The sequence below is a fragment of the Bacillus sp. F56 genome (assembly GCF_001748205.1).
Lineage (GTDB): Bacteria > Bacillota > Bacilli > Bacillales > Bacillaceae > Bacillus > Bacillus stercoris.
Genome location: NZ_BDFC01000006.1, coordinates 22408 through 48308, shown reverse-complemented (window position 1 = coordinate 48308; position 25901 = coordinate 22408). Strand labels below are relative to the sequence as shown.

Sequence of the window (25901 nt, the reverse complement as noted above, 5' to 3'; positions counted from 1 at the left end):
CATTTTTAAACTTTTTGCATAGCGGCTCATCATCCTTCTCCCATCCAGACTTTCACTGTCGGCTTCAGCTTAAACTGAATCCACCGCGTGCTTATGCACACGGGTCACGGGCTCTAAAGCGAATTCGCTTTACTACCGCCGGTCGGGATTTCCACCCTGCCCCGAAGGATACAATCTTTATTCATTTGTCCTTATTGGCTATTATAGCGATCCTTCTAAAAGTACGCAATGAAATAAACTTACAATTTGAGAAAAACAAAAACATCACCCTTCGATCTGAAAGGTGATGTTTTGTTAATCATTCACTTTTGCAACCTTGATTAATCCATCGATCCGCTTTGATTTGCTGAAGTACGCCTTAATCTTGTCACCTTCTTTTATATCAGATAAATCCTGATTTAATTTTTTTCCGTTGAAGATGATTTTCGTTCCGTTTTCTGCTACTCCATGATACTCTGAGCCGTCGATTGCCGTTACTTTATATTCTTGGATGGTGTATTCCTCTTCTTCCGAGGACAAGGTTTGTCCGATTGCTGTCGGGACATCCTTCAGCTCAACATCATTTATGTACATATAACCGCCTGCAAGTAAAAGCAAAAGCACTAACAGAATGGTAATCTTGGTTTTTATTCTTCCCATATCTAAACCTCCAGCCAATATGAATCTATTCATTCATATGAGTTATTCCTTTTTTTCATGAATAAAAAACCGTTAATTCTCGTAAATTATTAATATAACGATGCATAACGGGAATATGTTTCACATTTCTGCAAAAATTTCTTTTCTATAGATATACGAATTTATGTTCTGGTTTTGGGGGATAACCGTGAAAAAGATATAAAAAAAGCAGCCCCAATGGGTCTGCTTGACTCTAATTTGTTTTGCGAATTTCGTTAAACGGGTAGAAAACAAACTTTGACGTGCCCGCAATTTGTTTTTTCGTGAAGAGGCCAAGTCCGTTACGGCTGTCCATGGAATTTCGACGGTTGTCACCCATCACAAAATACTTGTTATCAGGCACTTTAACCGGGCCGAAATCATCGGTCAAATGGTCAAAACCATCCTGTTTCGCTCTCTTTTTATTAGCTGCCAAATAAGGTTCGTCCACCTTTTTCCCGTTGATATAGAGCTGGTCATTTTTCATCTCAACTGTATCGCCGGGAAGGCCGATAATGCGTTTGACGTAGTGAACATCATCTCCGTTTAACACAACGATGTCTCCTCTATCAAACTCGCCGATGTATTTGACTGTCATATTGACAAAGACCCTTTCACGGTTGTGAAGTGTAGGATACATAGAGTCACCATCAACGACATACGGCGCAAAAATAAAGTTGCGGATGAGCAAAGCAAGAATGACAGCTATCACAATTGCTTTAACCCATTCTAAAATGGATTTTTTCTTCGAAACATTTTCTGATTTCAACTGATTTCCTCCAATAAACAACGGTCTTCAATTTATGTTATCACGAATCGAAAAGAAATCCCATTAGGACCATTGAAGTGATTTTACAAACTGTTAATCTTCATCTTCTTCATGCCTATTTTTTCTTGTCGATCACAACCAGGCCTTCCTCAAATGTCGCTTGAGAAATTGAACTTCAACTTCATAGTTCAACATAACCTGGGCGGCATCAACGCCAGCATCCTTATCCTGCACAGGGACAGAGGTTACGGGCAGCTTATTTCACAGGTGACATAACAGGCATCCGTTTTGCTTTCATGATATGTTTAAATCAGTGAAGCTCGAAAAACATTGTCAGCCTCCAAAAAATAAATCCAATATATTCCCGGCAGTTGAAGACTCTTTATTATAAAACTCTGAATATCCGCAGTTCTTACAGTAAACCACTAGAAATCGGTTATGCTGCACGTCAAACAGCTTTGATAAACCCGTGCCGGTTGTGGCTATTTCTTTTTGTCCGGCTTCAGTGCTGCCGCATTTTATACAGCCTTTGTTGTCCATATATAGAACCCCTTTTCATACATCACGTTTGTTTTGATTTATTTTACTACAAAATACCAATCTCAATGAATCGTACAACTTTAAAGTTTTCTTAATTTTAATCACCCGCCCTACATACTAATCGGGTTCGTTTCTCAGCTTGCTAAATCTTCTGGAGAAACGGAAGAGCTCCATGACGAAAACATTCAAACTGAGCCAAACACCGCCGAAGGCGTAGCCCCCAACAACATCACTAGGATACTGTTCATGAAAGTACACACGGCTTAGCCCGATGAGGAACAAAACGACAAGCAACGATAAAAATGTAACAGTTTGCAGACGAGCTTTGTGAGAATGACGCACAAAGAGATAAGCGCAAAAACCAAAAATGACAAATGCCGTTAACGTCTGTTCGCTTGGAAACGGGTATAAGACGTGACTTTCCAAAGGAGCATGGACAGGATGAAGGGAATGAAAGAGCCGCCTGATTCCCTCTTCATAAAGCTCTCCGCCAATGACTAGGAAAAATAAGAAAGAGAGTTCGATTTTCCGGTCTTGCCCTTTGAATACTGTCCAAAGAAAAGTTACAACAATAACGGCTAATAGAACATCTCTCGACGCAAAAACCCCGAATACTGCCATCCAATACTGCCACTGTGAGTTAAAAAGAACTGTCACAACAAGTGTAACGATCGTATCAAACGGCTTAAATTCATTATTGATATAATTTTCAACCAAGCTTCCCATTAACAGCACAAACATCAAAAACAATAAAGCTGTGAACACGATCAGAAGCCTTAAACGGCGAAGGGTGTGAAATTGTCTTGCCCCCTTCACCAATCCCGCTATGATCAACTCTCTGATCTTGCTTTTTTGCGTCTTGACCAGGTAGAAAAGCAAGATCAGAATAGCAGCAAACAAACTCACGATCAATACATACTTTTTGATTGCGGCATGAAACTGTTCCCAGTCCGGTCCGAGTAACTTTCCAAGTGAAATGAATGTGCCGGTCCAAAGAAATGCACCACAATACGCATAGATGGCATACTGTCTAAATCGGATATGAGTAATGCCTGCAGCATAGCCGGCGACATGGCGCACACCTGGTATAAAGTAAGCAATAAGAAATAATTTGTTTCCGTAATGTGCAAGCCAGCGTGATGTTTTTTCCATCCTGTCCTTTCCAAAATGAATCCGTTCTCCATATTTATAAATGGCAGGGCCCAGTCTATACCCGATCCAATACGAAATGCTCACTCCCGCACAGCTTCCCAATCCTGCCGCTAACATGCTTAGCGCCCAGTTTAACTTATCTTGAAACACGAGAACACCCGCATAGCCCATCAGAAACTCTCCAGGTCCAGGTAAAGCGATAAGCTCTAACATTAACACAATAAACAAGACGGCATATCCATGCTGTTCAAGTAACCCCGTCAAAACTTGCATGTGTTTCTCCTTAACCTTTTTTGTCCTTTTATCATTCCCAATCCACTTTTGTATAATCAGCTCAATTTTATTTTCAGTAGTTCCGACGGGATCTTATCTGGATAAAAAAACGCAACCTATCCTTGTCCATACATATTGATGCAGATTGTTTGCCAAGGGCGGTTCTGGTCAACGTCCAAGTCAGGTGTTTGTTTGGTTTGAAAAATCTAACATATACGGTTAAGGGAGTGACTACCTTATCTCCCCCATGTTTTCATTTGAGGGTCATCATAGCAGTTTATTAAATTTAGGAGAAACCGTTCTCTTACAAGAAAGGAACATCACGGCTACAGCATGCGTCCTCACTGGTTATTTGAAGAACCGCTTGTAATGTATATCTATTTGTAGTCAACCAGAAGTTAATCTTAGCATTATCTAGAAAAAAAGCCGCCATTTTCAGAGAGAATAAAAGCACAGACAAATACTTGGGTTTCGGGAAGCTTTAAAGAAGCTCTTTTTTATGCACATTTTTCAAAAACCGAAAAAAAGAGGCTTCATTTAAATATTTTTACCAATAAGTTTATGCTTATTGACTCTAGCACTAATACATATAAAAAGTAGAATAATATGAAAGGAGATTAGATGGTATGATTGATTATCCTATTAATATAAACAACATTTCCGGCAACGGCGTAGTTAACGTAGGCGGCGCTTTTATGATCAGGCCATTAACTTTGTCCAAATCTGTGTTTGGTTCCGGAGGTTTAAACACAGGTATTGTTTTTGAAAATAACTTCGTAAGCAAGGCTAAAATGATTAATCATCAGTTTACTGATCAGAACGTCACCAAAACTTTTTAATGCATTTATTTAGGGATTGAGAAACTCCTTCCTTAACACCTGGTTTACCAACCGCCATCAGCATTCGGCGGTTTTTTATTGACCATTTGGCCAACAAAAAAGCTTCCTCTCTAAGAGGAAGCCTTTTGCCTGCCGATTAGCCTTCTACGCGAACTTCTTTCATGACATCGCCGTTAGACATGTTTTTCGCGAATTCTAATCCGCTTGTTACTTTACCGAATACAGTGTGAACACCGTTCAAATGAGGCTGTGGCTCATGAACGATGAAAAATTGGCTGCCGCCAGTGTCTTTTCCGGCATGTGCCATAGAAAGTGCGCCCGCCTCATGTGTATGCGGGTTTCCTTCTGTTTCACATTTGATTGTGTATCCTGGACCGCCAGTACCAGTTCCGTGCGGGCATCCGCCTTGGCTGACGAAGCCAGGAATCACTCGGTGGAATGTAAGGCCGTCATAAAAGCCTTCGTTCGCAAGCTTTTCAAAGTTTGCGACAGTACCCGGTGCAGCTTCAGGGTAAAGTTCAAATTCAATTTTGTTGCCGTCTTCTAATAAAAAGTAACCTGTTTTCAATTGTATGCCTACTTTCTTTATTTTAATTTTCAAAGGAGATTATGTATGATAGGTTATAGCCTGTCTCTCCTTGTCGCGGCTATTATACCACACCTTTCGGGGGAAAACGAATCTCCCGGCTTTACTAAAAAATAAAAATGAAACCTGAATCTCTTTATCTCCGTCTAACCTAACGGAACTGTATTTTCATTATGATTCAGGTCCTCACAAAGCAGCTCTAGCCAGCTGCTTGTGAAGTTGAAGGAGGTCAAACTGCTTTGAAGAAAATTTGGATTGGAATGCTGGCAGCGGCCGTTTTGCTGCTGATGGTTCCGAAGGTCAGTCTCGCGGATGCCGCAGTTGGAGATGTCATTGTAACACTTGGTGCTGATTTGTCAGAATCCGACAAACAAAAAGTGCTTGATGAAATGAATGTCCCTGATAATGCCACAACGGTAACCGTGACCAATAAGGAAGAACATGAATATTTAGGAAAATATATATCGAACGCGCAAATCGGATCAAGAGCGATTTCTTCATCGTCCATAACGATTGCCAAAAAAGGCTCTGGACTGAATGTTGAGACACATAATATCAGCGGCATTACAGATGAAATGTACCTGAATGCGCTGATGACAGCCGGTGTTAAAGATGCAAAGGTGTATGTTACAGCGCCGTTTGAAGTATCCGGGACTGCGGCTTTAACTGGATTGATTAAGGCGTATGAGGTTTCTTCCGACGAAGCGATCTCGGAGGATGTTAAGCAAGTCGCCAACCAAGAGCTTGTCACGACATCAGAGCTTGGAGACAAAATCGGTAACGAAAATGCGGCAGCCCTGATTGCAAAAATCAAAGAAGAGTTTGCTAAAAACGGGGTGCCTGACAATAAAGCTGACATCGAAAAACAAGTGGACGACGCAGCTTCTGATTTAAACGTCACACTTACAGACAGCCAAAAGAATCAGCTTGTCTCCCTATTCAATAAGATGAAAAACGCTGACATTAACTGGGGACAGGTCAGTGACCAGCTTGATAAAGCGAAAGATAAGATTACGAAATTCATAGAATCAGATGAAGGCAAAAACTTCATCCAGAAAGTCATTGATTTCTTCGTATCTATCTGGAATGCGATTGTATCTATCTTCAAATAAAAAAAGCGCCGAAGAATCGGCGCTTTTTTTATTGCTTTACACTCGTTTTAAATGGCAGATCAAGTTTTACAATATCTTCGTATGTTTCTCGCTTCACGACTAAATGAGCCTCACCGTTTTCGACAAATACGACGGCAGGTCTCGGAATACGGTTATAATTGTTGGCCATGCTGTATCCGTAAGCGCCTGTACAAAAAACGGCAAGAAGATCGCCTTCTTTAACTTCCGGCAGGTCAATATCCCAAATCAGCATATCTCCGCTTTCACAGCACTTTCCAGCAATCGATACCGTTTTGTCATGCGCTTCTCCGATCCGATTGGCTGTCGCAGCTTCATATTTAGCTTGGTAAAGCGCAGGACGAATATTGTCGTTCATGCCTCCGTCTACTGCCACATACTGGCGGACACCCGGCACTTCTTTTTGTGAGCCAACCGTATAAAGGGTTGTGCCTGCGTCTCCTACGAGAGAACGGCCCGGTTCGATCCAAATTTCCGGGATATCAAAACCGTAACGGGAAGCATTTTCTTTCACAGCTTCGATAATTTTTTCGACGTATTCAGTGGCGTGAAGCGGTTCATCCTCTTCCGTATAACGGATGCCGAAACCTCCTCCTAGATTCAACACCTTGGATACAAATGAGTATGAATCTCTCCACTCGTCTAGTTTTTTGAAGATTTTTTCCGCTGCTAACACAAAACCGGCCGTATCAAAAATTTGCGATCCGATATGGCAATGGACACCCAGCAGCTGAATGTGTTCCGATTGTAATACTTGTTCAATCGCCCGTTCAGTTTGTCCGTTATGAAGATCGAAACCAAACTTTGAATCTTCTTGTCCCGTCGTAATGTAGTCATGCGTATGCGCTTCTACTCCAGGCGTGATCCGAAGCAGAACATCGATGGAGTGTCCCGTTTCTTTACATAGGTCTTCAAGTAGCGCGATTTCATAGAAATTATCCACCACAATGCAGCCGATACGGTGCTCAAGCGCCATCCGCAGTTCTTCCCTGCTTTTATTGTTTCCATGAAAGTGAATGCGTTCTGCCGGAAAGCCTGCCGCAACAGCCGTATAAAGCTCTCCTCCGGATACGACATCTAAAGAAAGTCCCTCTTCCTCAGCGAGCTGAATCATTGCAACTGATGAGAATGCTTTGCTCGCATATGCCACCTGTGCTTTCAGCCCTGCGGAAATAAAAGCCTGCTTAAAGCTTTTAGCACGCTCACGTATTAAAGCCACATCATATACGTAAAGAGGTGTACCATATTTCTCCGATAAATAGAGAGCATCCACACCTCCGATTTCTAAATGACCATGTTGATTTTGTCTGCTTGTGCCGTGTAAGAACAATGTCATTCCCTCTTTCTCCGCTTATGGATGAAAGGACAGTTTTATGGACTGTCCCTTCATAATTAAGACATACATTATCATACTCTTCAGTCAGTTTCAATGCGATTATGAATTGGTAGGCTGTCTTAAGCGATTTTTGGGGTGAACGATACTGGGCCTAACTTTTGCGCCAGGTTTCGCTGTGCGGACAAGAACCTGCCACAGCGCCTTTCCGTTAAAGGGAATCAGCGGCCATAAGTACGGTGTCTGAAGGGATTTGATGCTTGCCATGGCAATAATTAGCACTGTAAATCCAATAACGAGCCCTTTTATATGAAATAAGGCAACGAGTATCATGAGGACAAGGCGGCTCATTTTGTTTGCCAAGCTTAATTCATAACTAGGCGTCGTAAAGGTTCCAATCGCCGCAAGTGAGACGTACAGAATCACCTCAGGCGAAAAAAGGCCGACTTCAATCGCAATCTGCCCGATCAGAACAGCGGCAATTAAACCCATTGCTGTCGATAAAGCTGTCGGGGTGTGAATGGCAGCCATTCTGAGAAACTCGATTCCTAAGTCCGCTAAAAATATTTGCAGGATGATCGGGATATGCGTATCTTTATTTAAACCGATAAATTTCATATTGTCCGGGAGCAGATCAGGCTGGAGCACAAAGAGAAACCAAATCGGAAGAAATAAAGTAGAAGCAAGAATACCGAAAAATCTGACCCATCTTAAAAAGGTCCCGACTGAAGGCGCCTGCCTATATTCTTCCGCATGCTGCACGTGGTGAAATAAAGTCGTCGGGGTAATGATCACACTAGGCGATGTATCCACTATAATGACAACATGGCCCTCAAGAACATGATTCGCGGCCACATCCGGTCTTTCTGTGTAGCGCACGAGCGGAAAAGGATTATAGTTTTGATTAACAATGAATTCCTCGACAGTTTTGTCGGCCATTGTTAATCCATCGACATCAATGGAAGCAACTTCCTTTTCCACGATCTCAACCAGATCCGGATCAGCTATATCTTCTATATAACAAATGCTTAAATCCGTCTTTGACCGTTCGCCAACTTTCGTCATCTTGACTCGAAGGCGTTCGTCTCTGATCCGCCTTCTGAGAAGGGCCGTATTGACGACGATATTTTCAACAAATCCGTCTCTGGCTCCCCTGACTACCTTTTCCGTATCTGGTTCTTCCGGATTTCTGCCCGGATAGCTCCTGACATCAATGATAAATGCGAAGCCTGCGCCTTCAACAATGACTGCGACGAGCCCGGACAGCACTTGGTCGGTGGTTTCATCCAAGGTTTTTACTTTTTCGACCTGGGCGTTAAGCAATCTGTTTTCGACAATATCGACCAGCTCATCAGGATCTTCTTTCCGATTGTTAATGGCAACAAGCTCTCTCATTAAATGAATAATATAAGCCGTATCGCATAATCCATTTAGATAGTAAAGCTGGATCTCTTTGTCTAAAATAATGAGCTTGCGAACACCTACGTCATAGCTTGTCCCCATCCCGACACGTTTTTTGAAGTACTCTTCATTTTTAGCTGGATTCCGATAAACCCGAATTTTCTCTTCCTTGTGGTCCGGCATGATACCCGCTCCTTTCTAAAATAAACTCGACCGCTTTCATGGTGATTGGCGACCCTTTTGAGATATCGTCTTTTCTGCCCATTTTGCCGATATCCCCGATACCGACAATAAGCGGAAGATCAAGTTTATCAAGGCAATAGACTGTATCTCCACTCATTCTGTGGTCATCAAATTCTCTTTCCCCGACTTTATCGACGCCATATTCAGTTACTTCTCCATTGCGGTCAATGCTTACATCGACCCTGGTCCATTCAGCCTGATGTGTTTTTGACGCGACCGCAATCACACCGAGCACTTCAATAGACGGATGGGTCGCGACATAGGTCAGAGCGGCTTCTCCCGGACCCTCTCCTTGAAGGCCGGAGTCGTCAAACATGACAAATACAGGATCATACGGTGCTGAGGCGATCAGCTTGACGAGCTCGGCGCCGCTGCGGGTGGAGGGGTTCCCTTTCGATTGTGAAATACATCGGCCTCCTACTTTTCTTGCGGCGTATTCAATTGTTTTAGCGGCATACACATCCCCGTCTGTTACCAGTATGACCTTGCGTTTTGTTGTCATGTCGGCATTATCCTTTCGGTTTGAAAATAACAGCTACGATAAAAGCGAAGAGAATGGCGGCTGAGATACCGGCAGATGTCAGCTCAAAAATTCCCATGCCGATTCCGATAAATCCGTGTATATGCGCCTGATGCATGGCACCGTGCAAAAGACTGTGACCAAAGCTGACGATCGGAACGGTGGCGCCTCCTCCGGCAAATTCAATAAATTTATCGTAAATGCCGAAACCATCTAATATGGCACCGATTACAACGAATGTTGTCATGACATGAGCTGGCGTCAATTTGAAAATGTCCAAGAGCAGCTGACCGACGATACAAATGGCACCGCCACATACAAAAGCCAAAAGATAATCCATGTTAAGATGCACCTCCTGCACGCTCAAATACAACCCCGTGGGCGATAGTCGGGATGCTTTCTTTTTGCTGGATCATCGTCGGGCTTAACAGCGCACCGGTCGCCACGACAAATACACGGTTTAATTTTCCTTCTCTCAGCTGCTTAAAAATATGAGAGTAGGTGACAACCGCTGAACAAGCACAGCCGCTCCCCCCGGCAAAGACCTGCTGATCCGGGGTATAAATCAGAAGCCCGCAATCATCATGCTTTGTGCCGACTGGATAACCATCTTCTTTTAAGAGATCTTTTACGATTGGAGAACCGACGCCTGACAGGTCACCTGTCAGGATAAGATCGTAGTCATCCGCTGTCCGGTTTAGATCTTTAAAGTGCTGCTTAATTGTATCAGCTGCAGCCGGAGCCATGGCCGATCCCATATCAAAAGGATCTGTAATTCCTAAATCAGAAACCTTTCCGACAGTCGCACTTGTGATTTGAATATCACTCGGTGTCTGACTGATGACAACTGCGCCGCTTCCGGTTACAGTAGAAGTGGCAGTGTCCGGTTTTTGGCCTCCGTATTCTGTCGGATAGCGAAACTGTCTTTCCGCTGTTGCATTGTGACTGCTGGTGGCAGCGAGTGCCCTTTTGGCAAACCCGCCGTCAACTAACGCTGACGCGACAGCCACTGTTTCCATTGATGTTGAACAAGCGCCAAACATACAAAGAAACGGGATTTTTAAATGTCTTGCCACATAGTTAGCCGTCACGTTTTGGTTCAGCAAGTCGCCTGCCAGCAATAGATCAATATCATCTTTTGTCAGATTGTTTTTTTGAAGCGCAACATTTACAGCGTCTTCCATTAGCTGCCGTTCCGCCATTTCCCAGCTTTTTTGATTGCAATGCATTTCGTCATAGGTTTTATCAAATAAAGAGCCGAGCGGTCCGTCTTTTTCCTTTGGTCCTGCTGCCGTTCCCGCTGAGTTCACAAATAAGGGATGTTCAAATACCCAGGTTTGCTTTCCTGTTAATTTCATTATCTTCTCCTCCTATGACATCAGTTTCTCAAAAGCAAACCGAATCATTCCAACGATGTATGCAGCCACAACCCCGAAAACAATTACATTCCCTGCCAGTTTAAACATATTAGTCGCTACCCCAAGCACTAATCCTTCGCTTTTATATTCAAGTGCGGCGCTTGCCATGCTGTTGGCAAATCCTGTGACAGGTACGGCTGAACCGGCGCCTGCGAATTGTCCGATTCTGTCATAGATGCCTAACCCTGTAAGCAGGGCAGAAATTAATATCAGCGTTGCAGCCGTTGGATTTCCCGCAGTTTTTTCATTAAAATCAAAAAAATGGATGTAGAAATTTTGCAGACCTTGCCCGATTGCACAAATCAGCCCGCCCACCAAAAAGGCTTTTACACAGTTCCAGACGTAAGGCGGCTTAGGCTGATATGTTTTTACTTTTGATTTGTAATTTTCTTTAATGTTTGTCATCTTGAAACCTCCTTATGAATGGTCAATAAAGTACAGCCAATGAAATAAAGATCCCGCGATTTTCCCAATCACGATGGCCATTAACAGAATAATGATTTTACTTCTGAGCCCGATTCGTTTTGCCAAAATCGGCAGGACATTTAAAACCTCTGTAAGGGCAGCCGCTAGCATCCCGACAAACAAACCTGCCAGAAGTCCGACCGGCACAGCTATCCATTTTGTCAGATAAAGATGATTCATATGAAGCGTCTCCCATCCCCCGCAAACAGCGCCAAGAATAACAGCGGCTTCATAAGCCTGGACAAATCTCATTGTTTTGGTGAGCTGCATCAGCCGCGGAATGATCCCCATTACGGTTAAAAAAGCAACGAAACCTGCCCCCACCGTTATGCCTCCGCCGAGCCCGACAAAAATAATGAACAATACACTAACGATCATGCAGATCCTTTATGGTTTCTTGATTCTCGTGCATGGCCACATATTGATCGAGATCAAGCTGATAGTTAAACATCTCAACCTCCAGCGGGCTGGGCTCTTCATTTAGGCGCTTTTTAAATATGTGGTTGAAAAACACGATCATCCCCAGTCCCAAACCGATGCTGTATGGGATTTGAAGCAAATATGGATAGTCATTCCTCTCTCCGGTTATGATTTCATATAGTGCGATATGAACATCTCTCATGCTTACATCCTCATGAAAGTTCATGATGGCAAGACACGATCCGATAAACAGAAGCAGCCAGACACCGATAAACAGAACCGTTGATAATTTCCGTTTTCGATACTGAATTTCAACAATGGCTTCTGCTCCGCCTACTGTTTGAACATCAAGTGTCGGATCTTGTAAGTGAATGGCTTTGAGGACCTGTATGATATCCAGAATTACGATATTTTTATCTTTTTCGCTCACTTGATAAAGCGGCATAGCTGAAAGTTTCTTTTTCAGCTGAAGCTGCCCTTCTATCTGCGCGGCATCTCCAACGGTAATGATATCCCCTGGATGTGCCAGCACCCGGTGGCGAAGCCGGATAAATATTCGTCGTTCCATCATTGATCACCATCTTTCGGTGGTTATATATGTAGTATGTGGTTCGATTTTGTTCTCATTCATCCGCTCGAAAAGACCATAAATTACCACGCTTTTGCACACAAAAAAGCTAGCCTGCACTGCAGACTAGCCATCCGTATGATCCATTTGAACCTTGATCTGTTTTAATATTTTCTTTTCAAGTCTGGAAACCTGTACTTGAGAGATCCCGAGCCGTTCAGCCACCTCGGACTGCGTCTGGTCCTTATAATATCTGAGATAAACGATTAATTTTTCCCTTTCCTCCAAATCGCTGATCGCTTCTTTCAGCGCAATTTTGTCAAACCATTTTTCTTCTGAGTTGTCAGCGATTTGATCAAGCAGGGTAATCGGATCTCCGTCATTTTCATAAACGGTTTCGTGGATTGAAGATGGAGCCCTTACCGCCTCTTGGGCCAGTACAACATCTTCTGCTTCAATCTCCAAATGGTCTGCGATCTCCTGCACCGTCGGCACTCTGCCCAGTGTTTTCGAAAGCTCATCCTTGGCGCGCCGAATTTTGTTTCCGAGCTCTTTTAGTGACCTTGATACTTTTACGGTTCCGTCATCACGGATAAACCGCTGGATTTCTCCGATAATCATCGGCACTGCATACGTTGAAAAACGCACATCATAGGTTAAATCAAATTTGTCAACAGATTTTAACAGCCCGATGCAGCCGATCTGGAAGAGATCGTCAGGCTCATATCCTCTGTTTAAAAACCGCTGTACGACAGACCAAACAAGACGCATGTTTTTTTCTATGAGGAGGTCTCTTGCCTGCTGGTCGCCATTTTGGCTTTGTTTGATTAACTCCTTTACTTCATGATCCTTCAGCTGAGCGTTTTTGCCGTTTTTCTTAACCTCCACATCCATAACAAATCTCCTTAATTACAAAGCGCTTTGCTTTTTGATAAGTGCTTTGTTAAGCGAATCGTTGTTCCCATTTCAGGCGATGAATCGATACTGACATCATCCATGAAATTTTCCATAATGGTAAAGCCCATTCCAGAACGCTCAAGCTCAGGCTTAGTCGTGAATAAAGGCTGGCGGGCTTCTTCAAGATCTGTTATGCCCAAGCCTTCATCACGAATGGTCATATATACGACATGATCTTCCAGCGTTACAGAAATGTAAACTTTTCCGTCACAGTTTTCTTCATATCCATGGATAATCGCATTCGTGACAGCCTCTGACACGACTGTTTTGATTTCAGTCAATTCATCCATTGTCGGGTCCAGCTGAGCTATAAATGAAGCAACTGTCACACGGGCGAATGATTCATTCTGGCTGAGGGCAGAAAACTCAAGGTGCATTTCATTTTTCATGATGCCACCCCCAGTGTAAGCAGGGCCTTCTGCTCAGATTGTTCAAATCGGATAATTTTAAACAGACCCGACATATCAAACAACCGCTTCACCGCAGGAGAGATAGCGCAAACGACCATTTCTCCGCCAATTTGCTTAATTTGCTTGTATCTTCCTAAAATGACGCCAAGCCCCGAGCTGTCCATAAAGGAAAGGTCCTCCAGGTTCAGCACGATATGGCGAATATCATCCTTCTCCAATGATTGAGTCACTTTTTGTTTCAGGGTTTCAGCCGTATGGTGATCGAGTTCGCCTGTTAATCGAATACAAAGCACAGATTCTTTGACATGCATGTCAATTCCAAGGCTCATGCTCATTCCTCCTTGATATGATCGGATAATGAGTGTTTCGATTTCGACGGAATGAATTCCTTCACCGTGACAAAACTAGTGGTCATTCGGCATAATTACTTAAATTTTGTCCAGTCTCCCATCGTCCGCTTCAAGAATGTGATAAACCCGGCTTTCTTCATATCTTCTTTTGCAGCAACTGGACTTTCAGCGAGTACTTCTCCATCCTTTTTCAGAACAAGAGTGCCAAGCTCTTGGCCTTTTTGAATCGGAGCACTGATATTGTCCTTCATCTTGATTTCTTTCTTCACATTGTTCATATCCTCGCCTTTTTTCGTCAATATTGAAATCGGCTCAGATGTAGTGAGTTCGATCAATTTTTGTTTCCCTTTTTTGACCTTTACTTTTGCTACTGTTTCATTTCGTTTATATAAAGGATGCGTTTCATATTGACTAAAGGCGAAATCAAGCATCTTTGTCACTTGCGCGTTTCTTTCTTTAGGTGTGCTCGCTCCAAATACAACTGCGATGGCCCGCATGTTCCCTTTTTTAGCCGAAGCAGTCAGACAATATTTCGCTTCACCTGTATAGCCTGTTTTGACGCCGTCTACACCAGGATAAAACTTGATCAGGCGATTCGTATTCACAAGCCAAAACTTTTTATCTGTATTTTCACGCAGGTAATCTTCATACGTGCCGGTAAACTTCGTAATTGATTCGTATTTCAATAATTCCTTAGCCATGATTGCCATGTCATAAGCAGAGCTGTAATGTCCTTCCTCTGTCAATCCGGTCGGGTTTTTGAAGGCTGTATTTTTCAATCCCAGCTCTTTTGCTTTTTTGTTCATTTTCTGAACAAATTCTTCTTCAGAGCCGGAAATAAATTCAGCCATGGCTACAGAAGCGTCATTTCCTGAAGCGATTGCGATACCCTTCAGCATTTCTTTGACAGTCATTTCTTCGCCGGGCTCAAGGAAGATCTGTGAGCCGCCCATTGACGCCGCATGCTCGCTTGTACGGACCTTATCACTCATTTTGATTTTGCCTTTATCTAAAGCTTCCATAATCAAAAGCATCGTCATAATTTTCGTCATGCTTGCAGGCGCCAGTCTCTCATTACTATTCTTGTTGTAAAGCACTTTTCCCGTGTCACGTTCTATCAGCACCGCAGACTTCGCTTCATGAGCAAGCTCCGATGCACGTTTTCCGTCTTGTTTTGCAAATGCAGACGGTGCAATTGTAAGCAGCATTATACCAATCAACAAAGTGGATAAAAGACGTTTCATCTCAAAAGCCCTCCATTTCATAATCCTTTTTATTTTTTCCAAGCGGGATGGTTTTATACGCCACTGATGGAAAATGTTTCGAATTTTGGGCACAAAAAAAGACAGCTGTGTGATATCCGACACAGCTGTCTTTTGGCCCTGCTTTGATTCTTTTTTATTCGTATTGAGCGACGACCGCTTTAACAAGATTCAAAAATCCAGCTTTTACTTTTTCGGTCACTTCCATTACTTCATCGTGACTTAAAGGCTGATCCAGAATTCCGGCTGCCGCGTTAGAGATACAGGAAATGCCAAGAACCCGCATTCCCGCATGATTCGCCACAATGACTTCCGGAACAGTAGACATGCCGACTGCATCAGAGCCCATCGTTCTTAAGAAACGGACTTCTGCCGGTGTTTCGTAAGAAGGTCCTGTCACAGCAGTATACACGCCTTTTTGAATTGGAATATTAAGGTCTTTCGCAATCTTTTCAGCCAAGCTGGATAGCTCTTTGTCATAGGCTGAAGACATATCTGGAAATCTGGCGCCGAAATCAGCTTCGTTTGGCCCGATTAACGGGTTTGTCCCCATAAAGTTGATATGATCGGTAATAATCATTAAGTCTCCCGCACGGAATTCAGTGTTGACACCGCCTGCGGCATTTGTCACGATCAATGCTTCCACGCCGAGCGCTTTCATCACGCGTACTGGGAATGTCACTTTCTCCATTGAGTAGCCTTCATAGAAATGAAAGCGGCCCTGCATTGCAATGACGGAAACTCCTTCAAGAGTGCCCAGCACAAGCTGTCCCGCATGCCCTTCAACAGTAGATACCGGGAATTCAGGTATGTCTTCATATTTCAGCTTGACCGGATTTTCGATTTCGTCCGCCAAAATGCCAAGACCTGAGCCTAAAATAAGGCCGATCTTCGGAGATTCCGGCAGGTTTTGTTTAATAAAAGCGGCTGCGCGTTCAATTCTGTCCTTCAAGAAACAGTCCCCCTATTGTAATAAAGATAAAAAGCTTTTCCCGTATTTCGGTTTATTTGTTTGGAAATTATCAGCGATCGTTGCGCCGATATCGGCAAATGTATCTGCGAGCGGCAGCATTTGCGCTTTTTTATGTTTTTTGCTGTAAGCGAGAATCGGCACATACTCGCGTGTATGGTCAGTCCCATGATGAATCGGATCATTGCCGTGGTCTGCTGTAATAATCAACAGATCGTCTTCTTTCATTTTTTCAAACACTTCCGGAAGCCGCGCATCAAATTCTTCAAGCGCGCGTCCGTAGCCTTCAGGGTCACGGCGGTGTCCGAATAAGGCGTCAAAATCAACAAGGTTCGCAAAGCTGAGACCCGTAAAGTCTTCTCCCAGCGTATCGATCACCTTGTCCATTCCGTCCATATTAGAAACCGTTCTCCGTGAAGAAGTAATGCCTTCTCCGTCGTAAATATCAGAGATTTTACCGATTGAAATCACATCTAAGCCGCTGTCCTTCAATTCATTCATGACAGTGCGGTCAAACGGCTTAAGCGCATAGTCATGGCGGTTTGGCGTCCGTTTGAATTGCCCCGGCTCTCCGACGAACGGCCGTGCAATAATGCGGCCAACCATATACTTCGGATCAAGCGTCAGTTCTCTCGCCGTTTCACAAATGCGGTACAGCTCTTCAAGCGGCACAACCTCTTCGTGAGCGGCAATTTGCAGAACAGAGTCAGCAGACGTGTAAACAATTAAAGCTCCTGTTTCCATGTGCTCCTGGCCAAGCTCATCCAAAATTGCCGTGCCTGAAGCCGGCTTGTTTCCGATTATTTTGCGTCCAGATCTCTTTTCCAGCTCTTGAAGCAATTCATCAGGAAAGCCTTCCGGGAACACTTTAAACGGTTTATCAATGTATAAGCCCATAATCTCCCAATGGCCGGTCATTGTATCTTTGCCGTTTGACGCTTCTTGCATTTTTCCATAATACGCAAGCGGATGTTCTGTTTTTTCTACACCTTTGATATCTTCGATAAGACCAAGGCCGAGCTTTGCCATATTCGGCATATGTAATCCGTTCATATGCTCGGCAATATGCCCGAGCGTATGAGCACCTTCGTCATTAAAGTCAGCGGCATCCGGCGCTTCGCCAATTCCGACTGAGTCCATCACAATTAAAAACACACGATTATATTTGTATGCAGGCATCTTGAAAGCCTCCTTTTTTTCTATACGTCTATTGTATCGCTAAGAGGTCTGACAACTCAAGTATAAACCGTTTTCATTCCCGTTGACAATGCATTTGGAAATAATGAGAAACTTCAATATTTTCTGTCGCTCTAAACAAAAAAGCCGCAGCCATCTGCGGCTATGCACGCGGATGAAACTGCTTGTACACATCCTTCAGCCTTGTTTTCGTCACATGTGTGTAAATTTGCGTCGTGGATATATCCGCATGACCGAGCATTTCCTGAACCGCTCTTAAATCTGCCCCGTTCTCAAGCAGATGCGTCGCAAAAGAATGCCTGAGTGTGTGCGGAGTCAGCTCTTTTTTAATCCCGGCTTCCAACGCGATTTTCTTCAGGTTCTTCCAAAATCCCTGGCGGCTGATCTGTTTGCCGTGATGATTTAAAAAGAGGGCGTCAGACACATTGTTCTTTAACAATTTCCCCCTGGCTTTTGTCATATATTCCTCAATGGCGGAAGCGGCTGCTTCACCAATTGGCACGATCCTCTCTTTTCTTCCTTTGCCGAAGCATCGGACAAACCCCATAGATAAATGAACATCAGACGTTTTCAATTCAATCATTTCACTGACTCGTATGCCTGTCGCATAAAGCAGTTCCAGCATTGCTTTATCCCGATAACCGAAAGGGCTCGTTAGCTTAGGCGTGTCCAATAATCGCTCGACCTCATTGAGTGCGAGCACTTTCGGAAGCGCCCGTTCCGTCTTTTGTGTTTCGATATGAACGGAAGGGTCCTTGTCCGTCACTTTTTCCCTGAGCAGAAATTGATGAAAAGAGCGAATGGATGCCAAATGCCGCGCCGATGTCTTCCCGGATTTCCCCGAGTCCTTCAAGTGCTTTAAGTATTGGATAATATGTATGCGGGTCACGTGATTCCAATCCGTAACATGAAGGGTTTCTGTTAAGTAGAGAGAATAGCTTTTCAAGTCACGTTCATAGGATACGATCGTATTTTGAGAGAGCCCTCTCTCTACCATGACGTAGTGGATGAAATCCTTTATTTGATCTTTCACTCTTGATCTACTCCCCGTTTTGGTAAAAAAAGATCAACCGGTCGAACCATCCGCTTTTTTCATCCTGATCCATTTCCACAACTTTTACAGCGGAGCCTTCCGGTTTATCGTACCGATGATAGTTTTCATACTCTTGATTCACCCATATCATAGCATAATAGAACAAAGCGGTAAAACCGGTAAACAGGATGAAAACTTTCAATGCATCGACAGTTGTTTTCAGGAATCTTCCCATGTCCTAATCGATCCTTTCCCTATGGTTCCAGTTATATAAACCATATGCCAAATCAGAAAGGTTTTATACATGGAAACAGCAAAAAACCCTTTCCCCCAGGAGAAAAGGTTCGCGCTCGGCACCGTCTATTCAGTTTCTTTTCCGTTACAGCGGTGGCAAATGCCGTGAAACGTTAATCTATGATCTTTAATCTTAAATTTCCAATCACGTTCAATGATTTCTTCCACGTCTTCAAGCAAATCTTCTTCAATTTCATCAACGGCCCCGCACTCCATGCACACCAAGTGGTGATGAAAGTGGGCTGCGCCCTCTTTCCGAAGATCGTAACGGGATACGCCGTCTCCAAAGTTAATTTTATCAACGACTTTTAATTCAGTTAATAATTCAAGCGTACGGTATACTGTAGCGAGACCGATCTCAGGAGATTTCTCTTTTACGAGGAGGTATACATCTTCTGCGCTTAAATGGTCTTCTTCGTTTTCAAGCAGCACCCTTACTGTCGCTTCACGCTGAGGCGTAAGTTTATAGCTGGATGAGTGCAGTTGTTTCTTAATTCGATCAATACGGTTTTCCATGTCTTTCCCTCCTACGCCGCATTCCATGACTCATTATAACAAAATAAGCGCAGAGTTCCAACTATAATTATTATAAACTGATAAATAAAACGATTTTCTTTTAATAATTATTTTAAAAAAAGTTTCGATGTAAGCTTTTCCATTAATACAGGAGATAAGTATGCTTCAAAGAGAGACGAAATCAGCGCTAAAAGCAGAATAACCAGTAGCACAAAGGCATACCGTCCGAACCATTGAATCGGCGCGTCATGCAGGCTTCGTTTCACGAACAGCTGCCTGATTAACTTTAAAGAAAACGCAATCGCACACGTACCCATAATGAGATACGCCGGAATCAGCAGCACATTTTGCGGCAAAACGGAGACAAATGATAGAAAAAACCCGCTTACTCCCATCTGATTGACAAGAAACCCGACAGTAAAGCCGACCACGATCCCTTTCAGAAAGATCATGATAAAAATAATCGGCATGCCAATGACGGAAATCCCCAATATCCACATCAGCCCTAAATATTTTGCATTATGAAAGATACTTTGCCCAAACATATCAGATGCACTTGCTTGTTTTCCATCCGAAAGCTGTCCGAAAAATTGGCTTAAATAGTAGTATAAATCTTCTTTCTGGCTGATCGTCATACTGTTGACAATAATTGCGCCAAAGATGACACCCATGAAAAACAGCACTGAAACAAATATATAAAGAGAGAGATGATCTTTGACGTGCCTAAGAAACATGTCCTTATAAGAGATTTTTCGCATACCGTTTCCTCCCGCCCGCTCTATTGATTTGATTTAATAGATTGTATGAAAGAAACACAAAAAGATGCCCCTTTTCAAAAAGAAACGATAGAGAAGAATGCTAGGCGGTTTTTTTGGACGAAAAAAAATCCTTATCATCAACTGCCGTATGATCATAAGGATTCTTATGCTTGCGTTTATTCAAAATCTCTTTTTTGCTTTTTGTCATTCTTTCATGTGTGCTGAAAGATGGTGTACTGCCTCTTGATGATGAGACGTCACGTCCGCCGTTTCTCAGTCGATGCTCCCGCTTCTTTTTTGCCTGGCTTTTTGCCATGTGATCACTCCCTTATTTAGTAATGATAACAAAATTGAACACTGATAAGAAAAAACAGCACCCTGCTAAGGTGCTGTTTAGCTACTTTTATTTTACTGCTGTAAGAGCTGCATGCTCGACAGCTGCTGCTACCTCATGATGGACTTTTGAATCAAGCGGCTGAGGGACCACATCGCCTTGTTTTGTGCAGGCTGCGATGGCCTCTGCTGCTGCGACAAGCATATCATGATTAATTTCCTTGCTCTTTGCGTTAAGCGCTCCTCTAAAAATTCCAGGAAAACCGAGTACATTATTAACAGAACGCCCGTCAGCTGCATATGCAGCGCCAGCCTGCAGTGCGGCCTCCGGCTCAATTTCCGGCTTCGGATTTGATAATGCCAAAATCACCTGGCCGGAACGTACAAATGCCGGTTTGATTAACCCCGGAACTCCAGTTGTAGCAATGACAATATCACATGTTTCCATGAGCTCCTCAATACTGGAAACTGCATGTCCGCCGTATTGTTCAAGACGGTTCATTGCCGCCTCTGATTTGTCTGTTCCGTACACGGCTTTCACGCCATAGGCCATGAACATCCGGCAGATGGCGACGCCTGCCGCGCCCAGGCCGATTTGCCCCACTTTCGCTTCCTTGAGGTCAACCCCCGCACTCCTGCATGCCGAGATGGCAGCAGCCAGCGTCACTACAGCTGTACCATGCTGGTCATCGTGCATAACAGGGATGTTCAGCTCCTCTTTTAGGCGGTCTTCTATTTCAAAGCAATGCGGCGAACCGATATCCTCTAAAAGGATACCGCTAAAACCAGGAGAAATATGTTTTACCGTTTTGATGATTTCTTCAGGATCACTCGTATCAAGCAATATCGGAATGCCGCTAATGCCCGCCAGCTGATCAAATAAAGCAGCCTTTCCTTCCATGACAGGCATGCCTGCGACAGAGCCGATATTTCCAAGCCCTAATATGGCGGTTCCATCGGTTACAATCGCGACAGAATTGCTGATCGTTGTATATATAGAAGCCTTTTCAGGTTCTTTTTCGATCAATCGGCACACATCTGCAACACCTGGTGTATAGACACGCCCCAGCTCTGCCAGTGAACGGATCGGCATTTTGCTTTTCATTTGGATTTTTCCGCCTTCATGTGCGGACAGAACTTCATCAGATACGGTGTGAAGTCTGATCCCTTCTCCGAGGGCCTGGACAGCCGCGATCACTTCCTGAAGCTGTTCTTCATTCTCCACTTGAACGGTAATATTCCGCATTGTGTAATTGGGGCCGACTTTTACAGTCTCCACTTCACCAATATCCCCGCCCAGAAGGCCGATTGCCGTAGCCACCCTTCCAAGATTTCCGGGAATCGAAGGCGTTTCGATCATCAGTGTCCGAATCATGTGTTTCGCTATCATTCAGTATCCTCCCCTATTAGCCTAGTTTTTCAGCTTTAACTGTATTGTTTTTCGTATACCATATAAATTTTCCTGTATAACCATAGATAATGGCAAGACCTATTGCTACAAAACTGAGCCACATAAACGGCAGATATGAGAAGGTAGAAACTCCTAGTATTCCTGCCATGTAAATCCCGTTATCAGACCAAGGAACCATACCTGAAGTTAATGTACCCCCGACCTCTGAGTTACGGGATAGCACTCTTCTATCGAGATTCAAACGATCATAGCTGTCTTCCATAATTTTCGGAGTCAAAATAAGAGATACATACATCGCACAGCCGAAGATGTTTGCTAAAAACGCTACAATCAGCGTAGATAAAGTCACATTGCCCGGTGATGTCAGCTTCTTTTCAAACATAGAAACGATCACTTTTAAGACGCCAAGCTTTTCTAGCAGTCCGCCAAAACCAAGTCCAAAGATAATCACGACAAGGGAACTGAGCATTCCGACAATTCCGCCGCGGTTTAATAGGCCATTCAAAAATTCAACATCTGTTTTAATGGAGAATCCGTTGTATGCGGTAGCGATAGCGTCCGCAGGATTCATGCCTTGGAAAGCAACAGCCCAGATTGCACCAAGTAACGCACCAATCACGATAACCGGCATTGATGGTTTTTTCATCGCCAATAAGACAATAACAACAACAGCCGGGATCAGCATCCAAATATGAATGTCAAACGTATTTTGCAAAGATGATTTCAAGAAGTCAACTTTATCAAGGTCAATATTTTTCCCGCCGTACATAAAACCAGTAATTGTAAAGAGAATAGCTGTAATCACATATGCTGGCACAGATAAAAAGAGCATTGCTCTGACGTGGTCTAACACATCTACTTTAGATAGCGAAGAAGCAAGAACCGTGCTGTCAGACAGAGGAGACAGCTTGTCCCCGAAATAAGCGCCTGAAAGGATAGCACCAGCTACAAGAGGAAGCGGAATGCCTAACCCCTCTCCAATTGCGATCATGGCAATGCCGGCAGTTCCGACTGTTCCCCATGACGTACCTGTTGCGACAGACATAATTGAACAAATAATAAGCGTTGCAAGTAAAAAGATGCTAGGGTGAATAAATTCTAAACCATAGTAAATCAGTGTGGGCACAATTCCACCAGCGATCCATGTTCCAATAAGCGCTCCTACTGAAACAAGAATCAGAACAGCTTCAAGCCCATTTGATATTCCATGCAGGATCGCATTTTGCATATCTTTATAAGTATAACCGAGTCTGATTCCGAGAATCATTGCGATAAACCAGGAAATGAAAAGCGCGAGCTGTATCGGCAAGTCTAAAAAGACGGTAAACGACATGACAAGTGCTAAAAATGATCCTAGTACAATAATAATTTCAAATAGTGTTGGCAGTCTTACATCCTTCAAAAGAAGTCCCCCTTCATGTAAAAAGCTAAAACGCTTTCAATAAATAGTGCAACACGTATACTATACTTCCTCATCCCTATGTTGTAAACAGCTTATTCATCGGAATATTCCGAGATGAATAAGCTGTTTTTTGTTCAAATTTTATTTTTCTAATAGTTCTTTCCCAGCGATACCTGGTTTTGTCATTTCATATGGGTTTAAAATGATATCCAATTCTTCTTCTGTCAGCACATCATGCTGCAGGCAAAGATCGCGGACAGATTGCCCTGTCATAATTGCTTCCCGGGCAATTCTAGCTGCCGCTTCATACCCAAGATGCGGATTGACTGCAGTGATGACTCCTGCACTTTTTTCTACGTATTGCTTCAAGCGCTTTTCGTTGGCTTCGATGCCTTTTAAGCAATTATCAGTGAACGAGCGGAAGCCGTTGTTCATGATGCTGATAGATTGAAGCAAATTAAAGACAAGCACGGGCTCCATGACGTTTAATTCAAGCTGTCCTGCTTCTGAAGCAAGGCAGATTGTATTGTCGTTTCCAATAACCTGGAACGCAATTTGGTTGATCAGCTCCGCCATAACCGGATTGACTTTTCCCGGCATAATGGATGACCCCGGCTGACGTGCAGGCAGAGAAATTTCCGCAAGGCCCGCGCGCGGTCCTGACGCCATTAAGCGCAGGTCGTTTGCGATCTTCGACATGTTCATCATGCAGACTTTTAATGAAGCTGATACCTCTGTATACGCATCTGTATTTTGTGTTGCATCAACAAGATGATCAGCGCCGACGAGAGGAAGACCGCTGATATCAGCAAGGTGCTTTACTACCTGTTTAATATATTCAGGATCAGCGTTTAGACCTGTACCAACAGCAGTTGCGCCCATGTTGACTTCATACAGGTGCTGGCGCGATTGTTTGATTCGTTTAATATCACGCTCCAGAACACGGCTGTACGCTTCGAATTCTTGCCCAAGACGAATTGGAACCGCATCTTGAAGGTGTGTCCGGCCCATTTTAATAACAGAATCAAACTCCTGTGCTTTTTGCTTAAACACACTATGCATATCTTCCATTGTTTTCAGCAGTTTTTCCAAGAGATTCAATGTGGAAATATGAATCGCAGTCGGGAACACATCGTTTGTAGACTGTGACATATTCACATGTGTGTTTGGGCTTAAATGGATATAATCTCCTTTTTTATGTCCCATGATTTCAAGAGCCCGGTTTCCGATAACCTCATTCGCATTCATGTTCATAGAAGTTCCGGCACCGCCCTGAATCGGATCGACGATAAACTGATCGTGCCACTTGCCCTCCAGAATCTCATCAGCGGCTTGTACGATAGCTTGGCCAATTCCTTCATACAGCCGTTTCACGTCCATGTTGGCAAGAGCCGCGGCTTTTTTTACTATCGCCAGTGCGTTAATCATTTCTTCATGGATTTTGTATCCCGTAATCGGGAAATTTTCAGAAGCACGGAGCGTCTGAATTCCGTAATAAACATCTGCCTCAATTTGTTTTTCCCCAAGGAAGTCTTTTTCCACGCGATATTCTTTTTGGCCGTTTAACATAATCTTTAACCTTCTTTCTCTTTGCTGGTTATCGTTTTTACATTTTACAGGACAACGTCATCAGCTATTGGCGTTTCCATAATTCTCTTGACGACAGGAAGATCCGAAGACTGACCTAGTGCCCACATCAATTTTGGCACAATGGCTTCTGTGTTCATATTTCTTGATCGGATAATTAAGTCTTGGTTGACTCTGCGGCCTACCTCGTAAATGCTCATGTCTTCGCCTTCTTCCAGACATTGAGTTGTAATGACGACGACAATGCCGCTTTCAATCAGCTCATTCACTTTTGACAAAATGTCTCTGCCTTCAAACGGCACCCCTCCGCTGCCATAACTCTCAATGACAATCCCTTTGTACATGCTTTTCAGGGCATCAAGCATTTCGGGCTTTAAGCCTGGATGCAGCTTCAGCAGACATACATCTGTGCAAAGTGAAGTGTCAACTGCAAAGGTGTCGTTCTCAGGTTCCGTTACTTGTTTGTTGTATTCGATCCCGTCTTCATTGATAAAAGCGATATATGGGTAATTGATGCTTTCAAATGCGTCATAGCTTTTCGTTCTTAATTTGATCGCACGCGTTCCTTGAATGACTCTGCCGTCAAATACAACATAAACCCCGCCTACGCCTTCACAGGCAAAGCGAATGGCATCTGTAATATTTTTTTTGGCGTCGGTTTTTTGGAACGTGATCGGAATCTGCGAGCCGGTGATGACGATTGGCTTTTTGGCATGCTGCAGCATATATGATAGTGCGGCAGATGTATAGGCCATTGTATCTGTACCGTGAGTAATAACAAACCCGTCATAGGCATCATAATTTTCCTTAACGGTTTCGGCTATTTCCACCCAGTATTCAGGCTGCATATTGGTGCTGTCTATATTCATAAGCGACTGAGTTTCCATCGTGTAATCGTTATCAAGTTTTGATACGTAACTTAGTAATTCATCAGCCTTGACCGCGGGAGCCAGCCCATTTTCCCCTTCAACTGAAGCAATCGTTCCCCCAGTTGTCAACATCAATAATTTTTTCATACCATGCACCTCTTCACTGTATCTAAAGATGGGTTGCGAGAAGGTATTCGCTTTTCGCATACTTTTAATGCAATTATAGACACGGAAAATA

30 protein-coding genes and 1 riboswitch are annotated in these 25901 nt (G+C 43.5%); of the genes, 2 read left to right on the top strand and 28 right to left on the bottom strand.

Annotated elements, in window-relative coordinates; all coding sequences use genetic code 11:
* Positions 1-28: 28 nt before the first annotated feature.
* A riboswitch (FMN riboswitch) is annotated at positions 29-173 on the bottom strand.
* Between the two features lie 121 nt (positions 174-294).
* From BFW96_RS08580 to BFW96_RS08565, 4 genes are all read right to left on the bottom strand, one after another.
* The gene (locus tag BFW96_RS08580) at positions 295-639 is read right to left on the bottom strand and encodes a hypothetical protein (RefSeq protein WP_014664466.1); all 345 of its coding nucleotides are present in this window, start codon (positions 637-639) and stop codon (positions 295-297) included.
* A gap of 232 nt (positions 640-871) precedes the next feature.
* Positions 872-1426 (bottom strand): signal peptidase I sipS, encoded by a 555-nt coding sequence (sipS, locus tag BFW96_RS08575; RefSeq protein ID WP_069839191.1) that lies wholly within the window; start codon positions 1424-1426, stop codon positions 872-874.
* A 333-nt stretch (positions 1427-1759) separates the two neighbouring features.
* Complete coding sequence (locus BFW96_RS08570; protein WP_003230483.1) at positions 1760-1966, bottom strand: zinc ribbon domain-containing protein; 207 nt, start codon at positions 1964-1966, stop codon at positions 1760-1762.
* Between the two features lie 117 nt (positions 1967-2083).
* Positions 2084-3391, bottom strand: coding sequence for a VTT domain-containing protein (locus BFW96_RS08565; protein WP_069839190.1), 1308 nt, complete (start codon positions 3389-3391; stop codon positions 2084-2086).
* A gap of 626 nt (positions 3392-4017) precedes the next feature.
* Here BFW96_RS08565 and BFW96_RS08560 point away from each other — a divergent pair.
* Positions 4018-4230 carry a spore germination protein gene (locus BFW96_RS08560; protein WP_014664471.1) on the top strand — a complete coding sequence of 71 codons (213 nt, stop codon included), beginning with the start codon at positions 4018-4020 and terminating at the stop codon, positions 4228-4230.
* Between the two features lie 136 nt (positions 4231-4366).
* On the opposite strand, the gene BFW96_RS08555 is transcribed toward BFW96_RS08560, so the two are convergent.
* The gene (locus tag BFW96_RS08555; protein ID WP_003223931.1) at positions 4367-4798 is read right to left on the bottom strand and encodes a peptidylprolyl isomerase; all 432 of its coding nucleotides are present in this window, start codon (positions 4796-4798) and stop codon (positions 4367-4369) included.
* A gap of 257 nt (positions 4799-5055) precedes the next feature.
* On the opposite strand from BFW96_RS08555, the gene BFW96_RS08550 reads away from it, so the two are divergent.
* The gene (locus BFW96_RS08550) at positions 5056-5928 is read left to right on the top strand and encodes a DUF1002 domain-containing protein (RefSeq protein ID WP_069839189.1); all 873 of its coding nucleotides are present in this window, start codon (positions 5056-5058) and stop codon (positions 5926-5928) included.
* A 28-nt stretch (positions 5929-5956) separates the two neighbouring features.
* On the opposite strand, the gene lysA is transcribed toward BFW96_RS08550, so the two are convergent.
* From lysA to ansA, 23 genes are all read right to left on the bottom strand, one after another.
* Positions 5957-7276, bottom strand: a complete 1320-nt coding sequence (gene lysA, locus BFW96_RS08545; RefSeq protein ID WP_069839437.1) for a diaminopimelate decarboxylase — start codon at positions 7274-7276, stop codon at positions 5957-5959.
* Between the two features lie 105 nt (positions 7277-7381).
* Complete coding sequence (gene spoVAF, locus BFW96_RS08540) at positions 7382-8863, bottom strand: spore germination protein SpoVAF (protein ID WP_014664473.1); 1482 nt, start codon at positions 8861-8863, stop codon at positions 7382-7384.
* The gene (gene spoVAEA, locus BFW96_RS08535) at positions 8814-9425 is read right to left on the bottom strand and encodes a stage V sporulation protein SpoVABEA (RefSeq protein WP_014664474.1); all 612 of its coding nucleotides are present in this window, start codon (positions 9423-9425) and stop codon (positions 8814-8816) included. Before spoVAEA ends, spoVAF begins: the two co-directional genes overlap by 50 nt.
* A 7-nt stretch (positions 9426-9432) precedes the next feature.
* Complete coding sequence (gene spoVAE, locus BFW96_RS08530) at positions 9433-9783, bottom strand: stage V sporulation protein AE (RefSeq protein ID WP_014664475.1); 351 nt, start codon at positions 9781-9783, stop codon at positions 9433-9435.
* A gap of 1 nt (position 9784) precedes the next feature.
* Positions 9785-10801, bottom strand: a complete 1017-nt coding sequence (spoVAD, locus tag BFW96_RS08525; protein ID WP_014664476.1) for a stage V sporulation protein AD — start codon at positions 10799-10801, stop codon at positions 9785-9787.
* A 12-nt stretch (positions 10802-10813) separates the two neighbouring features.
* Positions 10814-11266 (bottom strand): stage V sporulation protein AC, encoded by a 453-nt coding sequence (gene spoVAC, locus BFW96_RS08520; protein WP_029726751.1) that lies wholly within the window; start codon positions 11264-11266, stop codon positions 10814-10816.
* A 12-nt stretch (positions 11267-11278) separates the two neighbouring features.
* Complete coding sequence (gene spoVAB, locus BFW96_RS08515; protein ID WP_003230463.1) at positions 11279-11704, bottom strand: stage V sporulation protein SpoVAB; 426 nt, start codon at positions 11702-11704, stop codon at positions 11279-11281.
* On the bottom strand, positions 11694-12314 hold the full coding sequence (spoVAA, locus tag BFW96_RS08510; protein WP_040083772.1) for a stage V sporulation protein SpoVAA: 621 nt from the start codon (positions 12312-12314) through the stop codon (positions 11694-11696). The genes spoVAB and spoVAA overlap by 11 nt, the downstream gene beginning before the upstream one ends.
* Before the next feature lie 126 nt (positions 12315-12440).
* Positions 12441-13208, bottom strand: coding sequence for an RNA polymerase sporulation sigma factor SigF (sigF, locus tag BFW96_RS08505; RefSeq protein ID WP_003230458.1), 768 nt, complete (start codon positions 13206-13208; stop codon positions 12441-12443).
* Positions 13209-13219: 11 nt separating this feature from the next.
* Complete coding sequence (gene spoIIAB / locus BFW96_RS08500; RefSeq protein WP_014664478.1) at positions 13220-13660, bottom strand: anti-sigma F factor; 441 nt, start codon at positions 13658-13660, stop codon at positions 13220-13222.
* Positions 13657-14010 (bottom strand): anti-sigma F factor antagonist, encoded by a 354-nt coding sequence (gene spoIIAA / locus BFW96_RS08495; protein WP_040082729.1) that lies wholly within the window; start codon positions 14008-14010, stop codon positions 13657-13659. The genes spoIIAB and spoIIAA overlap by 4 nt, the downstream gene beginning before the upstream one ends.
* Before the next feature lie 95 nt (positions 14011-14105).
* Complete coding sequence (dacF, locus tag BFW96_RS08490; RefSeq protein ID WP_069839436.1) at positions 14106-15275, bottom strand: D-alanyl-D-alanine carboxypeptidase DacF; 1170 nt, start codon at positions 15273-15275, stop codon at positions 14106-14108.
* Between the two features lie 154 nt (positions 15276-15429).
* The gene (locus BFW96_RS08485; protein WP_069839188.1) at positions 15430-16245 is read right to left on the bottom strand and encodes a purine nucleoside phosphorylase I, inosine and guanosine-specific; all 816 of its coding nucleotides are present in this window, start codon (positions 16243-16245) and stop codon (positions 15430-15432) included.
* 12 nt (positions 16246-16257) lie between these two features.
* Entirely contained in the window at positions 16258-17442 is a 1185-nt protein-coding gene (deoB, locus tag BFW96_RS08480; RefSeq protein ID WP_014664482.1) for a phosphopentomutase, read from the bottom strand.
* A 160-nt stretch (positions 17443-17602) separates the two neighbouring features.
* The gene (xerD, locus tag BFW96_RS08475; protein ID WP_014664483.1) at positions 17603-18493 is read right to left on the bottom strand and encodes a site-specific tyrosine recombinase XerD; all 891 of its coding nucleotides are present in this window, start codon (positions 18491-18493) and stop codon (positions 17603-17605) included.
* 7 nt (positions 18494-18500) lie between these two features.
* A complete protein-coding gene (locus BFW96_RS08470; protein WP_069839187.1) occupies positions 18501-18728 on the bottom strand; it encodes a YqzK family protein in 228 nt (75 codons plus the stop codon).
* Positions 18729-18853: 125 nt separating this feature from the next.
* A complete protein-coding gene (gene fur, locus BFW96_RS08465) occupies positions 18854-19303 on the bottom strand; it encodes a ferric iron uptake transcriptional regulator (protein ID WP_003223972.1) in 450 nt (149 codons plus the stop codon).
* Between the two features lie 107 nt (positions 19304-19410).
* A complete protein-coding gene (gene spoIIM / locus BFW96_RS08460) occupies positions 19411-20061 on the bottom strand; it encodes a stage II sporulation protein M (protein WP_069839186.1) in 651 nt (216 codons plus the stop codon).
* A 100-nt stretch (positions 20062-20161) separates the two neighbouring features.
* Positions 20162-20377, bottom strand: a complete 216-nt coding sequence (locus BFW96_RS08455; protein ID WP_069839185.1) for a hypothetical protein — start codon at positions 20375-20377, stop codon at positions 20162-20164.
* A gap of 87 nt (positions 20378-20464) precedes the next feature.
* Positions 20465-21784, bottom strand: a complete 1320-nt coding sequence (locus BFW96_RS08450; RefSeq protein WP_069839184.1) for a malic enzyme-like NAD(P)-binding protein — start codon at positions 21782-21784, stop codon at positions 20465-20467.
* Between the two features lie 16 nt (positions 21785-21800).
* Positions 21801-23207 (bottom strand): malate-H+/Na+-lactate antiporter MleN, encoded by a 1407-nt coding sequence (gene mleN / locus BFW96_RS08445; RefSeq protein WP_014664488.1) that lies wholly within the window; start codon positions 23205-23207, stop codon positions 21801-21803.
* 141 nt (positions 23208-23348) lie between these two features.
* A complete protein-coding gene (gene aspA, locus BFW96_RS08440; protein ID WP_014664489.1) occupies positions 23349-24776 on the bottom strand; it encodes an aspartate ammonia-lyase in 1428 nt (475 codons plus the stop codon).
* A gap of 44 nt (positions 24777-24820) precedes the next feature.
* Positions 24821-25810, bottom strand: a complete 990-nt coding sequence (ansA, locus tag BFW96_RS08435; protein ID WP_069839183.1) for an asparaginase — start codon at positions 25808-25810, stop codon at positions 24821-24823.
* Between the last annotated feature and the right edge of the window lie 91 nt (positions 25811-25901).